This is a genomic window from Pseudorhodoplanes sinuspersici (assembly GCF_002119765.1).
GTDB lineage: Bacteria > Pseudomonadota > Alphaproteobacteria > Rhizobiales > Xanthobacteraceae > Pseudorhodoplanes > Pseudorhodoplanes sinuspersici.
Window position 1 is genome coordinate 568,645 of the sequence record NZ_CP021112.1, and the last position, 16,836, is coordinate 585,480.

Annotated in this window: 19 protein-coding genes and 1 tRNA gene; 7 read left to right on the plus strand and 13 right to left on the minus strand. The window is 62.4% G+C overall.

The features are described from left to right. The first annotated feature begins 36 nt into the window (after nucleotides 1-36). Complete coding sequence (locus CAK95_RS02835; RefSeq protein ID WP_086086447.1) at nucleotides 37-585, plus strand: pyridoxamine 5'-phosphate oxidase family protein; 549 nt, start codon at nucleotides 37-39, stop codon at nucleotides 583-585. A 30-nt stretch (nucleotides 586-615) separates the two neighbouring features. On the opposite strand, the gene fmt is transcribed toward CAK95_RS02835, so the two are convergent. Both fmt and def read right to left on the minus strand, forming a co-directional pair. Continuing rightward, nucleotides 616-1,548 carry a methionyl-tRNA formyltransferase gene (fmt, locus tag CAK95_RS02840; RefSeq protein ID WP_086086448.1) on the minus strand — a complete coding sequence of 311 codons (933 nt, stop codon included), beginning with the start codon at nucleotides 1,546-1,548 and terminating at the stop codon, nucleotides 616-618. Continuing rightward, nucleotides 1,548-2,063, minus strand: coding sequence for a peptide deformylase (def, locus tag CAK95_RS02845; RefSeq protein ID WP_086086449.1), 516 nt, complete (start codon nucleotides 2,061-2,063; stop codon nucleotides 1,548-1,550). Before def ends, fmt begins: the two co-directional genes overlap by 1 nt. A 171-nt stretch (nucleotides 2,064-2,234) precedes the next feature. Here def and CAK95_RS02850 point away from each other — a divergent pair, with 171 nt between their 5' ends. The 3 genes from CAK95_RS02850 (at nucleotide 2,235) to CAK95_RS02860 (ending at nucleotide 5,435) form a co-directional block, all read left to right on the plus strand. Next, nucleotides 2,235-3,455 (plus strand): DNA recombination protein RmuC, encoded by a 1,221-nt coding sequence (locus tag CAK95_RS02850; RefSeq protein ID WP_086086450.1) that lies wholly within the window; start codon nucleotides 2,235-2,237, stop codon nucleotides 3,453-3,455. Between the two features lie 238 nt (nucleotides 3,456-3,693). Further along, nucleotides 3,694-5,034: an AmpG family muropeptide MFS transporter gene (locus CAK95_RS02855; RefSeq protein ID WP_086086451.1), complete on the plus strand. Its 1,341-nt coding sequence runs from the start codon at nucleotides 3,694-3,696 to the stop codon at nucleotides 5,032-5,034. A 38-nt stretch (nucleotides 5,035-5,072) separates the two neighbouring features. After that, on the plus strand, nucleotides 5,073-5,435 hold the full coding sequence (locus CAK95_RS02860) for a DUF1622 domain-containing protein (protein WP_086086452.1): 363 nt from the start codon (nucleotides 5,073-5,075) through the stop codon (nucleotides 5,433-5,435). A 369-nt stretch (nucleotides 5,436-5,804) separates the two neighbouring features. Here the strand turns inward: CAK95_RS02860 and CAK95_RS02865 are convergent, their stop codons facing one another. The 3 genes from CAK95_RS02865 to CAK95_RS02875 form a co-directional block, all read right to left on the minus strand. Further along, nucleotides 5,805-6,425: a ParB-like protein gene (locus tag CAK95_RS02865; protein ID WP_086086453.1), complete on the minus strand. Its 621-nt coding sequence runs from the start codon at nucleotides 6,423-6,425 to the stop codon at nucleotides 5,805-5,807. Nucleotides 6,426-6,447: 22 nt separating this feature from the next. Then, the gene (gene recR, locus CAK95_RS02870; RefSeq protein WP_086086454.1) at nucleotides 6,448-7,053 is read right to left on the minus strand and encodes a recombination mediator RecR; all 606 of its coding nucleotides are present in this window, start codon (nucleotides 7,051-7,053) and stop codon (nucleotides 6,448-6,450) included. 118 nt (nucleotides 7,054-7,171) lie between these two features. Next, entirely contained in the window at nucleotides 7,172-7,837 is a 666-nt protein-coding gene (locus CAK95_RS02875) for a class I SAM-dependent methyltransferase (RefSeq protein WP_157699513.1), read from the minus strand. 120 nt (nucleotides 7,838-7,957) lie between these two features. Here CAK95_RS02875 and CAK95_RS02880 point away from each other — a divergent pair, with 120 nt between their 5' ends. Further along, entirely contained in the window at nucleotides 7,958-9,034 is a 1,077-nt protein-coding gene (locus CAK95_RS02880; RefSeq protein ID WP_086086456.1) for a class I SAM-dependent methyltransferase, read from the plus strand. Nucleotides 9,035-9,072: 38 nt separating this feature from the next. Here CAK95_RS02880 and CAK95_RS02885 read toward each other — a convergent pair whose 3' ends face one another. From CAK95_RS02885 to CAK95_RS02920, 8 genes are all read right to left on the minus strand, one after another. Continuing rightward, on the minus strand, nucleotides 9,073-9,840 hold the full coding sequence (locus CAK95_RS02885) for an ABC transporter ATP-binding protein (RefSeq protein ID WP_086086457.1): 768 nt from the start codon (nucleotides 9,838-9,840) through the stop codon (nucleotides 9,073-9,075). A gap of 10 nt (nucleotides 9,841-9,850) precedes the next feature. Further along, nucleotides 9,851-10,867 (minus strand): FecCD family ABC transporter permease, encoded by a 1,017-nt coding sequence (locus tag CAK95_RS02890; protein WP_086086458.1) that lies wholly within the window; start codon nucleotides 10,865-10,867, stop codon nucleotides 9,851-9,853. Between the two features lie 145 nt (nucleotides 10,868-11,012). Continuing rightward, nucleotides 11,013-12,029, minus strand: a complete 1,017-nt coding sequence (locus CAK95_RS02895; protein WP_086086459.1) for an iron ABC transporter substrate-binding protein — start codon at nucleotides 12,027-12,029, stop codon at nucleotides 11,013-11,015. A 43-nt stretch (nucleotides 12,030-12,072) separates the two neighbouring features. After that, entirely contained in the window at nucleotides 12,073-12,282 is a 210-nt protein-coding gene (locus tag CAK95_RS02900; RefSeq protein ID WP_086086460.1) for a TOBE domain-containing protein, read from the minus strand. 104 nt (nucleotides 12,283-12,386) lie between these two features. After that, complete coding sequence (locus tag CAK95_RS02905; RefSeq protein ID WP_086086461.1) at nucleotides 12,387-13,196, minus strand: molybdate ABC transporter substrate-binding protein; 810 nt, start codon at nucleotides 13,194-13,196, stop codon at nucleotides 12,387-12,389. A gap of 139 nt (nucleotides 13,197-13,335) precedes the next feature. After that, nucleotides 13,336-14,193: an ABC transporter substrate-binding protein gene (locus tag CAK95_RS02910; RefSeq protein ID WP_086086462.1), complete on the minus strand. Its 858-nt coding sequence runs from the start codon at nucleotides 14,191-14,193 to the stop codon at nucleotides 13,336-13,338. Between the two features lie 24 nt (nucleotides 14,194-14,217). Beyond that, a complete protein-coding gene (locus tag CAK95_RS02915; protein WP_183044316.1) occupies nucleotides 14,218-14,946 on the minus strand; it encodes an ABC transporter ATP-binding protein in 729 nt (242 codons plus the stop codon). Then, a complete protein-coding gene (locus tag CAK95_RS02920; protein ID WP_086086463.1) occupies nucleotides 14,946-15,638 on the minus strand; it encodes an ABC transporter permease in 693 nt (230 codons plus the stop codon). The genes CAK95_RS02915 and CAK95_RS02920 overlap by 1 nt, the downstream gene beginning before the upstream one ends. Nucleotides 15,639-15,709: 71 nt before the next feature. Here CAK95_RS02920 and CAK95_RS02925 point away from each other — a divergent pair, with 71 nt between their 5' ends. Then, entirely contained in the window at nucleotides 15,710-16,597 is an 888-nt protein-coding gene (locus CAK95_RS02925) for a helix-turn-helix transcriptional regulator (protein WP_086086464.1), read from the plus strand. A gap of 87 nt (nucleotides 16,598-16,684) precedes the next feature. Continuing rightward, nucleotides 16,685-16,774 (plus strand) — tRNA-Ser (locus CAK95_RS02930). Nucleotides 16,775-16,836: the final 62 nt, after the last annotated feature.

The window sequence follows — 16,836 nt, forward strand, 5'->3', positions numbered from 1 at the left end:
CAGACGAAGATGAAGCTATAGTCAAGGAGCGTTCCGATGAAAGCCGCATTCAAGCGCCAGATTATCGCGTTGCTGGATCAGCATCGTATCATGAGCGTGGCAACCAACCGGCCCGACGGATGGCCGCAGGCGACGATCGTCGGCTACGCGAATGACGGCCTGGTCATCTACTGTTTCATCGCCCGCGACAGCCAGAAATTCGCCAATCTCATGCGCGACCCGCGTGTGTCGATCGCGATCGCCAACGACGTCCGCCAGCCGTTGCAGATCAAGGGCCTGTCGATGGCCGCACGCGCCGAATGGGTCGAAGCGCGTGGTGAAATCGATCATGCCTATACCCTGCTGCTGCAGCGTTATCCCGAATACAAGATCATGCCGCAGCCCGACCCGGCGGCCGTTCCGTTGATGCGCTTCACACCGGAGATCGTGTCGATTCTGGATTATTCGAAAGGCTTTGGTCATTCCGATCTCGTCAGCGTGAACGCGAGCGATTTGGAAGATGTCGTCGAAGGCCGGCGGCATCATTGGGCCGGGCATCCCGCCGAGAGTTTCAACAAACGCATGGCCGAACGCAGCCATATGTGAACCGCGTTGTCTTCGCGGCGATAAAGAAAGCTATCGGAGCACGGCGCCGGGCGCGAGCTTGTTGCCGCGCAGGAATTCATCCGCCTTCATTGGCTGCTTGCCGGCGCGTTGCAATTCCAGAATGCGGATGGCGCCGTCGCCGCAGGCGATGGTGAGATTGTCATCGAGCAACGTGCCTGGCGCGCCACTGCCGGAGACGCGTGTCGAGCGCAACACCTTCACCCGCACCGGCGCCTTCTCGCCCGGCAACTCAAACCACGCGCCGGGAAAGGGTGACAGCCCGCGGATGTGGTTGTGCACCTCCTGCGCCGGTTTGCTCCAGTCGATCCGCGTTTCGCCCTTGTTCAGCTTTTCGGCGTAGGTCACGCCCGCGTCCGGTTGCGGCACGACTTGCAGCGTGCCGCGCTCCAGTGCGCCGAGCGCACGATGCATCAGATCGCTGCCGATACTGGCCAGACGATCGTGCAGAGCGCCGGCGGTCATGTCGGCATCGATCGGCATGCGCTCCATCATCGCCATGCCGCCGGTGTCGAGGCCCTCGTCCATCTTCATGACGGTGACGCCGCTCTCCGCATCGCCTGCCATCACCGCGCGGTTGATCGGCGCAGCACCACGCCAGCGCGGCAACAGAGACGCATGCAGATTGAAACAGCCGAGCGGCACCGCCTCGAGAATCGCCGCCGGCAGGATCAGCCCATAGGCGACGACCACCGCAGCATCGGCATCGAAGGCGCGGAACTGCGCCTGCGCCTCTTGCGTCCGCAATGTCTTCGGCGTCAGCACCGGCAGGCCGAAGCGCTTGGCCTCGCGCGCCACCGGCGTATCCTGCAGCTCCATGCCGCGGCCGGCCGGCTTTGGCTCGCGCGTATAGACGGCAACCACCTCATGCCCGGCGCCGACGATCTCCACCAGCGTCGGCACCGCAAAGTCCGGCGTGCCCATGAAGATCAGGCGGAGCGGCATTACTCCGCCGCCTGTTTCGCGATCTTGGTGTATTTCTTGATGACGCGGTCGCGCTTCAGCTTCGAGATATGGTCGATGAACAACACGCCGTTCAGATGGTCGATCTCATGCTGCAGGCAGGTCGCCAGCATGCCGTCGGCGTCGACTTCGTGCAGCTTCCCGTCGAGATCGAGATAGCGGACCTTGATCTTCGCCGGCCGCTCGACCTCCTCGTAATATTCCGGGATCGAGAGGCAGCCTTCCTCGTGCACGTTCATCTCCTCCGACGACCACAGGATCTCCGGATTGATGAAGACGGCCGGCCTCTTCTCTTCTTCCTTGCCGGCAAGGTCCATGGTGACGAGGCGCAGCGGCTCGGCGATCTGGATCGCGGCGAGGCCGATGCCGGGTGCCTCATACATGGTCTCGAACATGTCGTCGGCGAGTTTGCGGATAGCCGCATCCACCTTCTCGACCGGCTTGGAGACCAGACGCAGGCGCTTGTCAGGAATAACGATGATGTCGCGGAGTGCCATGCGCGCGATGTAAGGATTGCGCGGCGCGCGGTCAATTTGGTTTTGCGGCTCTTCCCTCTCTCCCAGAGGTTCCTTCCCGCTCCCCGTAGAGGGCGGGGAAAGGGAAGAAATCCCTGGACAAATGTTCTCTTTTTGTTCTATGGCGCTTCCGAATCGTGCTAAAAGGGCCGGATGGACACCTTCGCCCTGATCCGGGACCGCCTGACCGGCGTCGATCCCCTGCTGGTTGTCGCCATCGTCGCGGCGGCCTTCGCGCTCGTTCTGGCGGCCGTCATCGGCGTCGCGGTGGTGCTGATGGCGCGGCGGCGACGCCGCCTGTTGCAGGCCGCAGAAGCGGAGCGAATCGAAACCGAACAGAACGAAGCGCGGATGCAGAGCGAAGCCCGCATGGCCGAGCTTCGCCGCATGCAGGCGGAAACCTCGGGTCTCGTCCGGGCCATGGGCGACATGCTGGCCAACCGGCAGTCGCAATTCGAGAAATCTTTCTCCGAGCGGCTGGACGCCGTGACCCATCGTGTCGGCCAGTCGGTGCAGCACTCCACACAGCAGACCACCGACAATCTCGCGCGGCTGAACGAACGGCTCGCGGTGATCGATTCGGCGCAGCAAAATATCACGGCCCTCGCCTCGCAGGTCACCTCGCTGCAAAGCGTGCTGTCGAACAAGCAGCAGCGCGGCGCCTTCGGCCAGGGCCGCATGGAGATGATCATCGAGGATGGGCTGCCGAAGGGCACCTACGAATTCCAGTTCACGCTGTCGAACAGCACCCGCCCGGACTGCGTCATCCACTTTCCCGACCAGCGCCCGCTGATCATCGATGCCAAGTTTCCGCTTGAGGCGGTGACCGCGTTCCGTGACTCGAAGTCCGACGACGAACGCAACCTCGCCGGCAAGCTGCTGCGTCAGCATGTGTCGAAACACATTGCCGATATCGCCGGCAAATACCTGCTGCCCGGCGAAACGCAGGATCTGGCGCTGATGTTCGTGCCGTCGGAATCCGTCTATGCCGAGTTGCACGACCAGTTCGACGATTTGATCCAGCGGGCCTTCCGCTCCAAGGTGGTGATCGTGTCGCCCTCGCTGCTGATGCTGGCGATCCAGGTGATCCAGCAGATCCATCGCGACGCCAAGATGCGCGAAGCCGCCGACAAGATTCACGCCGAGGTCGGCAATCTGATGGACGACCTGCGCCGCCTGCGTGACCGCGTCAACAAGCTCGACAACCACTTCGGCCAGGCCAATGAGGATATCCGGCAGATCCTCATCTCCGCCGACAAGATGGAGAAGCGCGGCGCGCGCATCCGCGAAGTGGAATTCGATGGTGACGACGACGATGCCAGCGCCGTGGTGATCCCGGCGCCGATCGGCGCCCGCCGGATCGCGGGGGAATAGGTCGCCACAGAATTGCTGTCATGGCCGGGCTTAAGCCGTCGAGGACGGCGTCGTTGACGCCTATGCCCGCGCATCCACGTCTTTCTTCTCTTCAATATGAATCAAAAGACGTGGATCCAACATCCCTCGGCTTGGCCGAGGGGACGGCCGTAATAAGGCGCAAGTTGTTTAAATCCGGCTTGCGATGACAAGCGCGAGCATGACGGCTAGCATCCACTGTGGCGAATCTGAGTTCCGCATGACGACTCTTGAATCCTCCGCGAAAACCACCTGGTCCGACGCACTTGCGGTTTATCTGAAGCCGCGGGTGTTGATCGTCATCCTGCTCGGCTTTTCGTCGGGGCTTCCGCTCGCCTTGTCCGGCACCACGCTGGCGATCTGGATGACCGAGAGCGGGGTGAACCTGCGCACCATCGGTCTCTATGCGCTGGTCGGCCTGCCCTACACCATCAAGTTTCTCTGGGCGCCGCTGGTCGATGCGCTCGATGTGCCGATCCTGTCGAAGGCGCTCGGGCGGCGGCGCGGCTGGCTGGTCTTCTCGCAATTGCTGCTGGCCGCCGCGATCCTGTTCCTGGCCTTTCAGAATCCGAGTGCCGCGTTGTGGCCGGTCGCGCTGGGCGCGGTGCTGGTGGCCATTGCATCGGCGACGCAGGATATCGTCATCGATGCCTTCCGCGTCGAAAGCCTTGAGACCAGCGAGCAGGCGGCCGGCATGGCCGGCTATGTCGCCGCCTATCGCATCGGCATGCTGGCCTCCGGTGCCGGCGTGCTGGCGCTGGCGGCCTGGCTCGCACATATCGGCGTTACCGCCGATGCCGCGTGGCGGTGGGGCTATATCGCGGCGGCAGCGTTAATGGGTGTTGGCCTGTTCGCAACCCTGATGGCGACCGAACCGTCCGCGCCCATCGACGTTGTCGACAAGTCGCGCGATCCGATCAGCCGCGTGGCCCTGACCGCCTTCGGCGCCTTTCAGGAATTCCTGACGCGCGACATGGCCATCGTCGTGCTGCTGTTCGTCGTGCTGTACAAGTTTTGCGATGCCTTCGCCGGCGTGCTGACCGGGCCGTTCGTCATCGATATCGGTTTCGACAAGGCGACCTACGCGGCGATCGTCAAAGGCGTGGGGCTCGCCGCCGCCTTGGTCGGCGGTTTTGCCGGCGGTGCCGTTGCGCGCGCCTTGCCGCTCTCTACGAGCCTGTGGGTCGGCGGCATTTTGCAGCTTCTCTCCAATCTCACCTTTGCGGCACTGGCGCTGATCGGCCCGAATGTGCCGGCGCTCACCGTGACGATCATCATCGAGAATTTCTGCGGCGCCATCGGCACGGTGATCTTCGTGGCCTATCTCTCCGCTTTGTGCGGCGTGCGCCTGCACACCGCGACGCAGTTTGCGTTGCTGACAGCCCTCGCCGCCGTCGGCCGCACCACGCTGTCGTCCGGTGGCGGCTTCGTCGCCGAAGCGACCGGCTGGTTCATGTTCTTTGTGATTTCTTCTCTGGTTGCGATCCCGAGCCTGATCCTGCTGGCATGGCTGCAGGCCAGGGGGCATTTCAAGACACTGGAGAAGAAGAAGGACGCGTAACCGACCATTGGCACGACAAAGAGAACGGGGCTGTCTCAATGTTCACAGAATGGATTGAAAATGTCGGCGCCGCGCTCGATGGCGCTGGCGTCGCACTGATTACATTCGGTCTCCTGATTGCGACCAGCCGTTATTTCTCCGCGCTTTTTGGAAAAGCGGAGATCGATGCCTTCCGCCGCTTGCGGCAGGATATCGGCCGGGCCATCCTGCTCGGACTGGAAGTGCTGGTCGCCGCGGACATCATTCGCACCGTTGCGGTCACACCGACGCTCACCAGTATCGCCATCCTGGCGGGCATTGTCGCCATCCGAACGGTGCTCAGCCTGAGCCTTCAGGTCGAGGTCGAGGGACGCTTTCCCTGGCAGCCCGAACGCACCAATGACGAAAGCGCCAGCGCCTGAAACGATCGCATCGTCAACGCGTTGAAAAACAAGCGCCGGGTGTCAACCGGCCGCAACAGGGATGATGGACGTGGTGATTTTGCCGGTTTCTAGCCACGGCAGCAACGCATCGGTACGCGTGGCATCTGACCTGTTCCCGGCGCGGCTTGGTTTGCCGATTAGGCTTCAGCACCATTCGTGAAATGGATGGTGGAACCAAGCGTTCCGTTTTTGCTTTGACTTCATGTCCGGCTTCTACAGCCGGCGCTCCGCCCCGAGCTTATCAAAATACGGCTCAAAGCAAATCCGAAGTCTCGGGGCGGGGTCCAACGCTTGTTCGGGAAACCCATTTGGGTGATTTCGCAAAGCTTGTCGTCGGCTCATCGTCCACTAACCCGTAACCGGCCCGCACCAGCCCGGCAGGAAATTGGCGTCCGTGCTCTTCGCCAAAGCCAGTGCCTTCTCCGCCGCCGCTTCGAAATCCTTCTCGATCGCGCTGCGCTTGATGCGTGGCCGCAGAAAATCGGCCCAGAGAAACTCGCTGAACGGCGTCGTATCCTTCGCATAGCCGCCGGCGCGTCGCAATTCGCCGGCGAGACTGCGGTAGGGATCGTCCGCCAAGCTGGATATTCCGCCTGGTATGTCCGCATAGGGGCGGCGGCGTCCCTGCGCATCGTAGGGGTAAACCCAGCCGTGATGATCGAGGAAGGTCCAGAACGCATCGCCCTTGAGCATTCGTAAATCTTTAACGACCTCGACCAGGATGTCCTTGACGCCTTCGCGTTGCAGTGCACGTGCCAGGTGATGATGATCGATGACGTAATAGCGATCCTTGGGTCCGAAGATCACCGGAATCATGTGCTGGCCGAGAAACTTGGATTTCTTGCCGCCGCCCTGCGCACGCCAGTGCTGCTGTTTTTCTTCAACTTCGCGAAATCCAACCGTCATCTGCGTCGGCTTGAGGCTGGCGATGGGAACGGGATTGAGAAGAGGCTCGCGAACGACCGTCATGATCCGTTCCTTTCAAATCCGCTCAGATCGGCGTCCTCTGCCGGATCGCCGCCGACAACGTACCTTCATCCAGATAGTCGAGCTCGCCGCCAACCGGCACACCATGCGCCAGCCGCGTTACTGTTACGTTGGCATTATGCAGAAGATCGGTGATGTAATGCGCCGTGGTCTGGCCATCGACCGTCGCATTGAGCGCCAGGATCACTTCCTTCACCGCCGGCTCATGCGCGCGCGACACTAGCGCATCGATGCTCAGATCCTGCGGCCCGATGCCGTCGAGCGGCGACAGCGTCCCACCGAGCACGTGATAGCGCGCATTCACCGCATTGGCGCGTTCCAGCGCCCAGAGATCGGCGACATCGGCCACCACCACAATCACCGATGAGTCGCGCTTGGGATCGGTGCAGACCGTGCAGGGATTTTGTGAATCGATATTGCCGCAAATGCCGCAGACCGTGATGCGGTCGCGGGCGGTGCCCAGCGCCTCGGTCAGCGGCGTCATCAATTGCTCGCGCTTCTTGATCAGATGCAACGCCGCGCGCCGCGCCGAGCGTGGCCCAAGGCCCGGCAGCTTGGCCAGAAGCTGGATCAGGCGTTCGATTTCAGGTCCGGCAACGGCTTTCGGCATTGGGCTCAATCAAATGACTCAGGCGGGAGCCGCATATTGCGAGGCCCGAGCGCGAAATCAATGGGCCGCCGTTATCATTCCAGGTTTGCGGCTTCGTCGCGCCCCGGATTGACGAGACCTACACCTTCTCGATCGCGATCTGATAGCCGCGATGCAGCTCGCGATACTGGCCGGGAATCGCGGCCAGGAACATGTCGACACCGAGCTTGGGCCGCTCCTCCTCGGTGTCCATCAGCGGCCATTCGTAATCGTCGAATATCGCGATGCCGCCGCGATCCAAAAGCGACCAGGCCATCACCGCATCGCGATAGACATCCGCCGCGATATGGCTGCCGTCGATATAGGCGACATCGAAGCGCCGGCCGGCGGCGCCAAGGCGCGGCAGCACCTCCGCCGAACTGCCGACGATCTTCTCGATCCGCGCCTCGTAGCCGGCCAGATTGTGATCGAACTGCTGCTCGCTCTTGCGCGCGAGATCGGCGAAGTAAGGATTCTCGTGATGCTCGACATTGCCGGCAAACGGATCGATACACACGATGGTCGAATGCGGCAGCACGTTGAGGAAGCACAAAGCCGAACGGCCTTCCCACGAGCCCACTTCGACAATGCGGACCCTCCTGTCGCGCAGCGGATGCAGCAGTTCGGCCCAGTTGAAGAAGTGATGCGCCGCCCAGTCGGTGTGGAAGGTGCGTCCCTCCTCCCATTTCAGGATCTGCGCCTTGGTCAGATAAGCGTTTTCGGGCTTCTCGAGAAAGGCCAGGTCCTCATGGGGAATGGTGCTCACGGTTTCTCCTCCCAAACGTCAATCGCATCATGACAATTCCGGCGTCGTGCGGCCAGAGCATGGCGGCATGCGGTTCCCTTGCTATATTTCCAAGGAAGAGCATGACGGACAGGACTGTCGATGAGCCCGCTGACCCGCCTCGCCACCCGTGTCGCCTATGGCGCGATGCAATTGCCGCGCCTCGCCTGGTATGCCGGCCACGGCTATGCGCTGCAGCGGCTGGCGGCGGAGGTAAAGCGGCGCGAGAGCAACGAAGCGCCGCCGGAAAAAAGATGGGACGGCGACAATCGCGCGCCGGTGCTGAGTCAGAGCCGGCTCTATGGCGACATGGCCGATCTCATGGCGCGCGATCTGGCCAATGTCGAGGAAGGCCTCTATCCGCTGCCGGCCGACCATGACGGCTCGCTGCTGACGCGGATCTATCGCTCGCGCCTGTTCTTCGACGATCTGCCGGATGTGCATCGCCGCCGCAAGGAACGCCGTCACGATGAGGTGCTGGACGAGACCACGCGCGGCAAACGGCCGGATTATTACTTGCAGAATTTCCACTATCAGTCCGGCGGCTGGCTGACCGAGGACTCTGCGCAACGCTACGACACCCAGGTCGAGGTGCTGTTCAAGGGCACCGCCAATGCGATGCGCCGCATGGCGCTGCCGGAGCTGTACGAGATTTTCAAGGGCCGCGATCAGCGCAAGCTGACGCTCACCGATATCGGCTGCGGCACCGGCCGCTTTCTCGATTTCGTCAAGCAAGCCTGGCCGCGGCTGCCGGTGACCGGCATCGATCTGTCCGAGCCCTACATCAAACATGCGCGGAAGCATCTGCGGCGCTGGTCGCGCGTGCGCACGATCGTCGGCAATGCCGAAAGCCTGCCGCTGCCGGATGCCAGCCAGGATGCAGTGACGAATATCTTCACGATGCACGAATTGCCGCCGCAGGTCCGCCGCACGGTGATCGGCGAATGCGCGCGTGTGCTCAAACCCGGCGGGCGCCTTGTGATCGTCGATTCGCTGCAGCGGCGCGACGTGCCCGATTATGACGGCATCCTGGAACGCTTCCCGCAGAATTATCACGAGCCTTATTTCGAGAGCTATCTCGATGAGGATTTCGCGCATATCGCGAAGACACACGGCCTGACGCATGTGCGGGACGAGCCGGCCTTTGTCTCGAAAGTGATGGTGTTCGACAAGGTCTGAGCCACCTACTCCGCTCATGCCCGCGCGCGGGCTCGATATCACCCCGGCAGGAAAGCGACCCCGCCGCTTCGCTCGTCGCGCAACGTCTGTACATTGGCGCGATACAGGGCTTCCAGGTTCTCCACTGTCAGCACATCCGTCACCTTGCCTTCGGCGAGGCGGGTGCCGTCGCGCAGAAGATAGACGCGCGTCGCGGCCCGCATCGCGTGGTTCGGATCGTGCGTCGTGAACAACACGCCGAGCCCGGCCTCGGCAAGTCCGCGGATCTCGTTCATCACCTTGCCCTGATTGCCGAAATCAAGGCTGGCCGTCGGCTCGTCGAGAACGATGAAGCGCGGCTCCTGTGCCAGCGCGCGTGCGAGCAGCACTAATTGCCGTTCACCGCCGGAAATTTCCGTGTAGGCGCGCTGCGCCAGCGATGCGATGCCAAAGCGATCCAGCATCGCCATGCTGATCTCGCGGTCATCCGCACTTGGCGCGGCGAACAGAGAACCATGCGCCGTGCGCCCCATCAGCACAACGCTTTCGACCGTAAAGGCGAAGGTGCCGTGATGCACCTGCGGCACATAGCCGATCATCCGCGCGCGTTCCGCGATCGGCAGCTCGTGCAACGGCTTGTCCATGACGCGCACCTCACCGCGCCGTGGTACGAGCAGCCCCAGCAGCGTCTTGAGCAAGGTCGTCTTGCCGCCACCGTTCGGACCGAGCAGCGCCAGCACCTCGCCCTCCGCGAGGCGCACATTCAATCCGCTGCCGACCAGGCGGTCCGGATAACCGATGGAGAGATCGCGGCCTTCGATCGTCATGCCGGATCGCTCACGACCACGTCTTGCTCACACTGGCGAGAAGCCAGATGAAAAACGGCGTGCCGATCACCGCCGTCAGAATACCGAGCGGCACTTCCACCTGCGCCACGCTGCGCGCGATGGTGTCGATGAACAACAAGAATCCGCCGCCGAGAATCGCCGACACCGGCAGCAGCCGCGCGAAATCGGGCCCGACCAGAGAGCGCGCCAGATGCGGCACCACGAGGCCGACCCAGCCGATGATGCCCGCGGTCGCAACGCTCGCCGAGGTGACAAGCGTCGCCGCGGCAACGATGGCAACGCGCAACGCTCCGGTCGGCACGCCAAGTGCGCGCGCCTCCTCTTCCGGCAGCGACATCACATTCATGCGGTGCCGCAAGGCCAGCAGCACGACACTGCCGAGCAGCACCGGCCCGAACAGCGGAACGAGATCCGACACATTCGCCGCAGCCAGACTGCCGAGCAGCCAGAAGGTCATCGCCGGCAACTGGTTGTATGGATCGGCGAGATACTTCACGAGCCCGACGCCAGCGCCGAGCAGCGCTCCGATGACGACGCCGGCGAGCACCAGCACCAGCACCGGATCGCGTGTGCGGATCGCCGACCCGATCAGATACACCGCAGTCACGGCCACAAGACCGCCGATGAAAGCAAAGATCTGTATCGAGAGAACACCAAGCGAGAAATAGATGCCGAGTACCGCACCGAGCGCGGCACCGGACGAGGCGCCAAGGATATCGGGCGACACCAGCGGATTGCGAAACAGGCCCTGAAAGGCTGTGCCAGCCACCGCCAATGCCGCGCCGACCAGAAAAGCCGCGATCACACGCGGGCCGCGCACCTGCAGGATTACGGCTTCGGTCGCCGCAGGAACGTCCGCTGCGCCATCGGCGACCTTGCTCCACAGCACCGCGATGATATCGCCGATCGATACCGGAAAGCGGCCGATCAGGAATGCCGCGGCGAAGCCGGCAACGAGCACGGCAATCGCGATGAGTGTGCCGGGAAGTGCGGAGCGGGGCATCATCAACCTCGGTGTCCCGGGCGCGGTGCAACGCAAGAAGATGCGGTGCACCGCAGAACCGGGTCCCACTCATTATCAGAAGAAATGGGTCCCGGCTCGGCGATGCAACGCTGCGCATTGCACCGCGTCCGGGACACGAGACTCATCATCACCCCCGCCCTTCCAGCACGGCATCCATCTGCGCGTCGGTCGGCGTGACGTGGTAGAAGCGCGCATAGAAATCACGCGCGATCGCGCGGATGTCTTCGGGAAAACGCTCAGGATAGAGAATCTTCGCCAGCCACCACAGACCGATCAGACGGTTCACCGACGGCGGAAAGTCAATCCAGCCGAACGGCAACTTCGGTGCAAGATGCACGCGGCCTTCCTGCACGGCGGTGCCCCCTTTCCACGCCGGATCGCCTTTCACATTCGATGCAAAATCGCGATCGATGGTGATGATGACATCCGGATTCCACACCAAGACTTGCTCGATCGACACCGTGGCAAGGCCGCCTTTTCGTTCGCCGGCAACATTGCGCGCCAGCAATTCGATCGTTTCGACATTGATAGAACCGCCGAGCCCGGTTTCAAGTCCGCGCGGACCGCGTGCGAAATAGACCCGCGGCCGCTTGTCCGGCGCGACATTGGCAATGCGCTGCATAATGGTGTCGAGCGTGCGCGTCGTGTAACTGGCAAATTCCTTCCCTTGCATCTCGTGGCGCGTCAGTTCGCCGAGCTTGCGATAGGAGGCGGCAGTCGCTTCGAAGCGGCCATCCAGCAGTGCATAGGGAATACCGGTCTGTTCCTGCACGCGCTCGGCGAGCGTGACATAGGTCCGGCTGGTCGAACCGATATCGAGAATAAGATCGGGTTTCAGCGCCAGCAGCATTTCGAGATTGGCGGTGTTGCCCCGCCCGGTGATGCGGCCGATCTCGGGCCGCGAACCGATATCGGGCAACAGATATTCGCGTTCTTCCAGGCGATTGGCGCGGGGCCAGCCGATCAGCAAGTCCGGCGCCAGTGTATAGAGCATGATGGCGGCTGGCGGACCGGCCGGAAACACGCGCGTCACATTGGCCGGGATCGCCAGCACCCGCCCCGTCGCATCGGTAACGCTCTGCGCCTGCGCGACGCGCGGCAGCGTCGATAACAGACCAGCAAGGACTGAGCGGCGGGAGAGCATATCACCTTTTCTTCCCTCTCCCCTTCTTACGGGGAGAGGAAGACTAATCCATCCCGATCATCACGTCGCTGGCCTTGATCACAGCGTAGGCCTCCCGCCCAACCGTAAGGTCCATCTCGTCGACCGCTTCGTTGGTGATGGCCGCGGTGATGACCTGCCCGCCGCCGATATCGATCTTCACATGTGCGGTGGTTGTGCCCAGCCTGACGTCGACAATCCTGCCCTTGATCCGATTACGTGCGCTGAGTTTCATAAACGGCTTCCTTTGCTCTGGTCTTGATCCCGCTCGTCCCCGCGAAGGCGGGGACCCAGAGCCAAGAACTGGATTCCCGCGTTCGCGGGAATGAGCGGGGAAATTTATTTCACGCCGGCAAACCCGTGCTTCACCAGAATATCCTGCCCCTCTTGCGACAAGATGAATGCGGCAAACCGCTCCGCATCCGCCGAAACACCCTTCACCACCGTCAGTCCATAATCGGCGCCGACGGCAAGGCTGTCCGGCAGGGCCACGATCTGCTGGCCGGGATTTTCCCGCTGCGCCACCAGCGCATTGGTGCAATAAGTCAGGAAGATGTCGGCCTCTCCGGCCGCAACCAGCGCACCATAGACGCTGCGATCTTTCGGCGGCGCCGGCGAATTCGGTCCGCCGGTCAATTGCAGCGCCTTTTTCGACAGCACGTCATTCGCGCCCGCTTTCAAACCATCGGCCTTGCGAAAGACTTCAAAAGCATAGTCGCCCGACGGATCGGCTTTCGGCGTCGACGTCCCGAGCTTGATCGCAGGATCGAGCATGCGCTCCAGTAATGTCGCAGGCGTGACGGCAAGGCCGGGCTTCACCAGCGCGCAAAGACGATTGCGCGCGAACAATTGCACAGGTCCGGACTTGCCCGCTTTCGACAAGGACGTCGGATGCTCCATATTAGCCGACGCAAACACGTCCGCCTTCTCGCCTTTCGCAATCGCATCGCGCAAAAGACCTGACGGTCCATATTTCGGCTGCACCGTCACGCCCGACGATTTTTCAAACGCGGTCGAGACCTCGGTCAGCGCGCCGCGCAGACTGCCGGCGGCGTGCAGGAGAACAATATCGGCAGCGTGGGAGGTGGTGTTTGTTACCATAAGCGCTCCCAAGATCGCTGCCGCTTGCGCAGCTCTATGAACCGTCATCCTGAGGTGTCCGGCGAAGCCGGGCCTCGAAGGATGCACGGCCCAGATGGCCGCAATCCGGGCTGTCGCCCTTCGAGGCTCACGCGATTCTCGCGTGAGCACCTCAGGGTGACGGAGATGGCACAACCGGCTGTTTCCATCACACGCCCTGCGCGGTTGCGTTCGGGAAGAACAGCTGCTGGCCGTTGATCTTGTAATCGGCAATCGCCTTCTGCCCTTCCGGCGACACCAGCCAGTCGATGAAGGCTTGCCCTTCGGCTTTCTTCACATGCGAATGCTTTTGCGGATTGACGAGAATGACGCCGTATTGATTGAACAGCTTGTTGTCGCCTTGAACGGCGATATCGAGATCGCCTCTGTTCTTGAACGACAGCCAGGTCCCGCGATCGGTCAGCACATAGGCGTTCGACGCCGAGGCGGTGTTGAGCGCAGCGCCCATGCCCTGCCCGATCTCCTTGTACCAAGGGCCCTTATCGGCAGCGATATCGATGCCGGCCTGCTTCCAGAGATTGAGTTCGGCCGAATGCGTCCCGGACTTGTCGCCGCGCGAGATGAACGGCGCCTGCTTGCTCTTGATCGTCTTCAGCGCCGCGACGATGTCTTTAGATCCCTTGATGCCGGCCGGATCGCTCTTCGGCCCGACCAGGACGAAGTCGTTATACATCACCGGGTAGCGCTTCACGCCCGCGCCCTCGGATACGAATTTCTCTTCCTGTCCTCTGGCATGGACGAACACGACGTCGGCATCGCCACGGCGGCCGGTATCGAGCGCCTGACCGGTGCCTTGCGAGACCACCTTCACGTCGATGCCGGTCTTCTTCTTGAACAGCGGCAGGATATGATTGAACAAGCCGGAATCCGTGGTCGATGTCGTCGATGACACGACGATGGATTTGTCTTGGGATTTGTCCTGAGATTTGTCCTGCGCGAGTACGGGCGATGTAAGAGCGATCAGCGCAACGGCACCGAATGCAACAAGCTGACGACGATAAAGCATATCTTTCCTCCGGCTGTCGATCATTCAAACAAGCAACTCGCCGGCGACGAAACGACGTGCGGCGTCGGTCTTTGGCGAATTGAAAAAGGTCATCGTGTCGGCCGCCTCCACAATGCGCCCGCGATGCATCAGCACGATCTCGCCGGCGAGACGGCGCGCTTCGCCAAGGTTGTGTGTCGCCATCACGATCTTGATGCCGCGTGCGGCGATGTTTTGAATGATGTCTTCGGTGGCCTTGGTCGCGGCAGGATCGAGACTTGCCGTCGGCTCGTCGAGAAAAAGAATTTCCGGTTCTTTGGCCAGCGCACGCGCAATCGCAAGACGCTGCTGTTCGCCACCGGACATGCGCCGCGCCGGGCGCTCGCCAAGTCCGCTCAATCCGACCAGCGCCAGCAATTCATCCGCACGCTTGCTGCGCTCAGTGCGAGGGACACCCGCAGCGGCGAGTGCGTAGTGGAGATTGCCGATCGCGGATCGTCGCAGCATCACCGGCCGCTGGAACACGATGGCGCGGCGCAGCGGCGGCACATCGCTCCGTCCGCCGAAGGTGACGCGACCGGATGTCGGCCGGACGAGGCCCATCGCCACGCGCATCAGGCTGGTCTTGCCCGAACCATTGGGGCCGACCAGAACGGTCGGAGCACCGGCGGAGAAGGTCAGCGTGACGTGGTCGAGGATCGTCACCTCGCGCGCGAGCAACGAGACTTCTTCGAGCATGACAGGAAGATCGGAAAGCGGTGCGCGCATCGCCATCACCCGGCGTAGCGTTCGCCGGCCCGGCGCATCGCCCAGGCCAGAGCATTCACGATCATCACCAAAGTCAGCAGAATGACGCCAAGACCAATGGCGAGAGAAAGGTCGCCTTTCGACGTTTCGAGCGCGATTGCGGTCGTCATCACGCGGGTGAAGCCATCGATATTGCCGCCGACAATGATGACCGCGCCAACCTCCGCCGCGGCTCTTCCAAAGCCCGCCAGCAAAGCCGTCACCAGGCTATAGCGCCCGTCGCGGATCAGCGTCACAACCCGTTGCAGCGGCCCGACATTCATCGCGTCGAGTTCGTCGCGGTATTCGGCGTAGAGATCCTCGATGGTCTGCCGCGCCAGCGCGGCGATGATCGGTGCAACCAGAATGGTCTGCGCAATGATCATTGCCGTCGGCGTGAAGAGGAGGCCCAGCGAGCCGAACGCGCCGGAACGCGACAGAAGAAGATAGACAACGAGACCGACCACCACCGGGGGAAGGCCCATCAACGCATTCAGGACGATGATAACGGCATTGCGTCCAGGAAATTTCGTCAATGCGATCAAGGCCCCGAACGGTATCCCGATCACGGCAGCGCAGGCCACCGCCGACAGACTGACGATCAGCGACAGCCGAACGATCGCCAGCAGGGCCGGATCGGCCCGCAGGATCAAGTCCAAGGCTGAAGCATCGGTCGGCATGCAATTGCTGTTGCATTCACACGCATAAGGGTCAATTTTCGGAGCAAATTCATCTCAGCGCAGGCCTGTTCATGCCGGAATTACTCAATACCGACGAGGCCGCCACGTATCTGCGGTTGAGCGAGCGCAAGCTCTATGAGCTGGTGGCCAGTGGCGCGATCCCCTGCAGCAAGGTTACTGGCCGCTGGCTGTTTCCGAAGGCCGCGCTCGACCGCTGGGTTGCGTCCGGCCTGCCTTCCTCGTTGAAAACACTGGAGATCTCGTCGCCGCCCATCGTCGGCGGCAGCCACGACCCGCTGCTGGAATGGGCCTTGCGCGAGAGCGGTTGCGGCCTCGCCAGCCTGCCGGAAGGCTCGGAGGCCGGCCTCCGCCGCCTCGCCCGCCGCGAGGTCATCGCCGCGGCGATCCACCTGCACCCGTTAACGGGCGAACATGACCGCGCCAATATCGATGCCGTTACCGAGGCTCCGGGGCTGCATGATGCGGTGCTGATCGGATTCTCCTTGCGCGAACAGGGGCTTGTGGTCGCTCCTGGCAACCCGCTCGGCCTTCGTGACATCGCCCAATTGGCCCATTCCGGCCTGCGGGTCGCGCGGCGGCAGGACGGGGCCGGCGCGCAATTGCTGCTGCTGTCACTGCTGGCCAGCGTCGGCATCGACCCTGCCGCGCTGAATCTCACCCGGCCGGATTGCGTCACCGGCACCGACATCGCCGACAGGATCCGGCGCGGGCAGGCCGATTGCGGCATCGCCACGCGCTCGGTCGCGCAGGCTGCGGGAATGGAGTTCGTGCCCCTGATCTGGGAGCGCTTCGACCTTGTTCTGCGCCAGCGCGACTATTTTTTGCCCGGACCGTCGGCGTTGTTCGGCTTTGTCCGGTCGGACCGTTTCCGGCAGCGCGCGTCAGACCTTGGGGGTTATGATCTCTCCGTCTGTGGCGAGATCCGGCTGGTCAATTGAGCAATCCGGCCGGCACCGTTTAATCGTCTGTGCATCGCGACCGTTTCTCTTGATAAATCCGGCAGATGCGGTCAAAAGACCCGCGCCGGAGAGGTGGCCGAGTGGCTGAAGGCGCACGCTTGGAAAGCGTGTATACGGGAAACCGTATCGAGGGTTCGAATCCCTCTCTCTCCGCCAACTGCTCTGTGGCTAGCGTTCTCTCGCGCGATCTGATGTGGTGAAAATCGCCACGTCCTGCG

Coding starts and splice junctions, on each gene's coding strand:
- CAK95_RS02835 (WP_086086447.1), top strand. CDS start 37: ATGAAAGCCGCATTCAAGCGCCAGATTATCGCGTTGCTGGATCAGCAT.
- fmt (WP_086086448.1), bottom strand. CDS start 1,548: ATGCCGCTCCGCCTGATCTTCATGGGCACGCCGGACTTTGCGGTGCCG.
- def (WP_086086449.1), bottom strand. CDS start 2,063: ATGGCACTCCGCGACATCATCGTTATTCCTGACAAGCGCCTGCGTCTG.
- CAK95_RS02850 (WP_086086450.1), top strand. CDS start 2,235: ATGGACACCTTCGCCCTGATCCGGGACCGCCTGACCGGCGTCGATCCC.
- CAK95_RS02855 (WP_086086451.1), top strand. CDS start 3,694: ATGACGACTCTTGAATCCTCCGCGAAAACCACCTGGTCCGACGCACTT.
- CAK95_RS02860 (WP_086086452.1), top strand. CDS start 5,073: ATGTTCACAGAATGGATTGAAAATGTCGGCGCCGCGCTCGATGGCGCT.
- CAK95_RS02865 (WP_086086453.1), bottom strand. CDS start 6,425: ATGACGGTCGTTCGCGAGCCTCTTCTCAATCCCGTTCCCATCGCCAGC.
- recR (WP_086086454.1), bottom strand. CDS start 7,053: ATGCCGAAAGCCGTTGCCGGACCTGAAATCGAACGCCTGATCCAGCTT.
- CAK95_RS02880 (WP_086086456.1), top strand. CDS start 7,958: ATGAGCCCGCTGACCCGCCTCGCCACCCGTGTCGCCTATGGCGCGATG.
- CAK95_RS02885 (WP_086086457.1), bottom strand. CDS start 9,840: ATGACGATCGAAGGCCGCGATCTCTCCATCGGTTATCCGGACCGCCTG.
- CAK95_RS02890 (WP_086086458.1), bottom strand. CDS start 10,867: ATGATGCCCCGCTCCGCACTTCCCGGCACACTCATCGCGATTGCCGTG.
- CAK95_RS02895 (WP_086086459.1), bottom strand. CDS start 12,029: ATGCTCTCCCGCCGCTCAGTCCTTGCTGGTCTGTTATCGACGCTGCCG.
- CAK95_RS02900 (WP_086086460.1), bottom strand. CDS start 12,282: ATGAAACTCAGCGCACGTAATCGGATCAAGGGCAGGATTGTCGACGTC.
- CAK95_RS02905 (WP_086086461.1), bottom strand. CDS start 13,196: ATGACGGTTCATAGAGCTGCGCAAGCGGCAGCGATCTTGGGAGCGCTT.
- CAK95_RS02910 (WP_086086462.1), bottom strand. CDS start 14,193: ATGCTTTATCGTCGTCAGCTTGTTGCATTCGGTGCCGTTGCGCTGATC.
- CAK95_RS02915 (WP_183044316.1), bottom strand. CDS start 14,946: ATGGCGATGCGCGCACCGCTTTCCGATCTTCCTGTCATGCTCGAAGAA.
- CAK95_RS02920 (WP_086086463.1), bottom strand. CDS start 15,638: ATGCCGACCGATGCTTCAGCCTTGGACTTGATCCTGCGGGCCGATCCG.
- CAK95_RS02925 (WP_086086464.1), top strand. CDS start 15,710: ATGCCGGAATTACTCAATACCGACGAGGCCGCCACGTATCTGCGGTTG.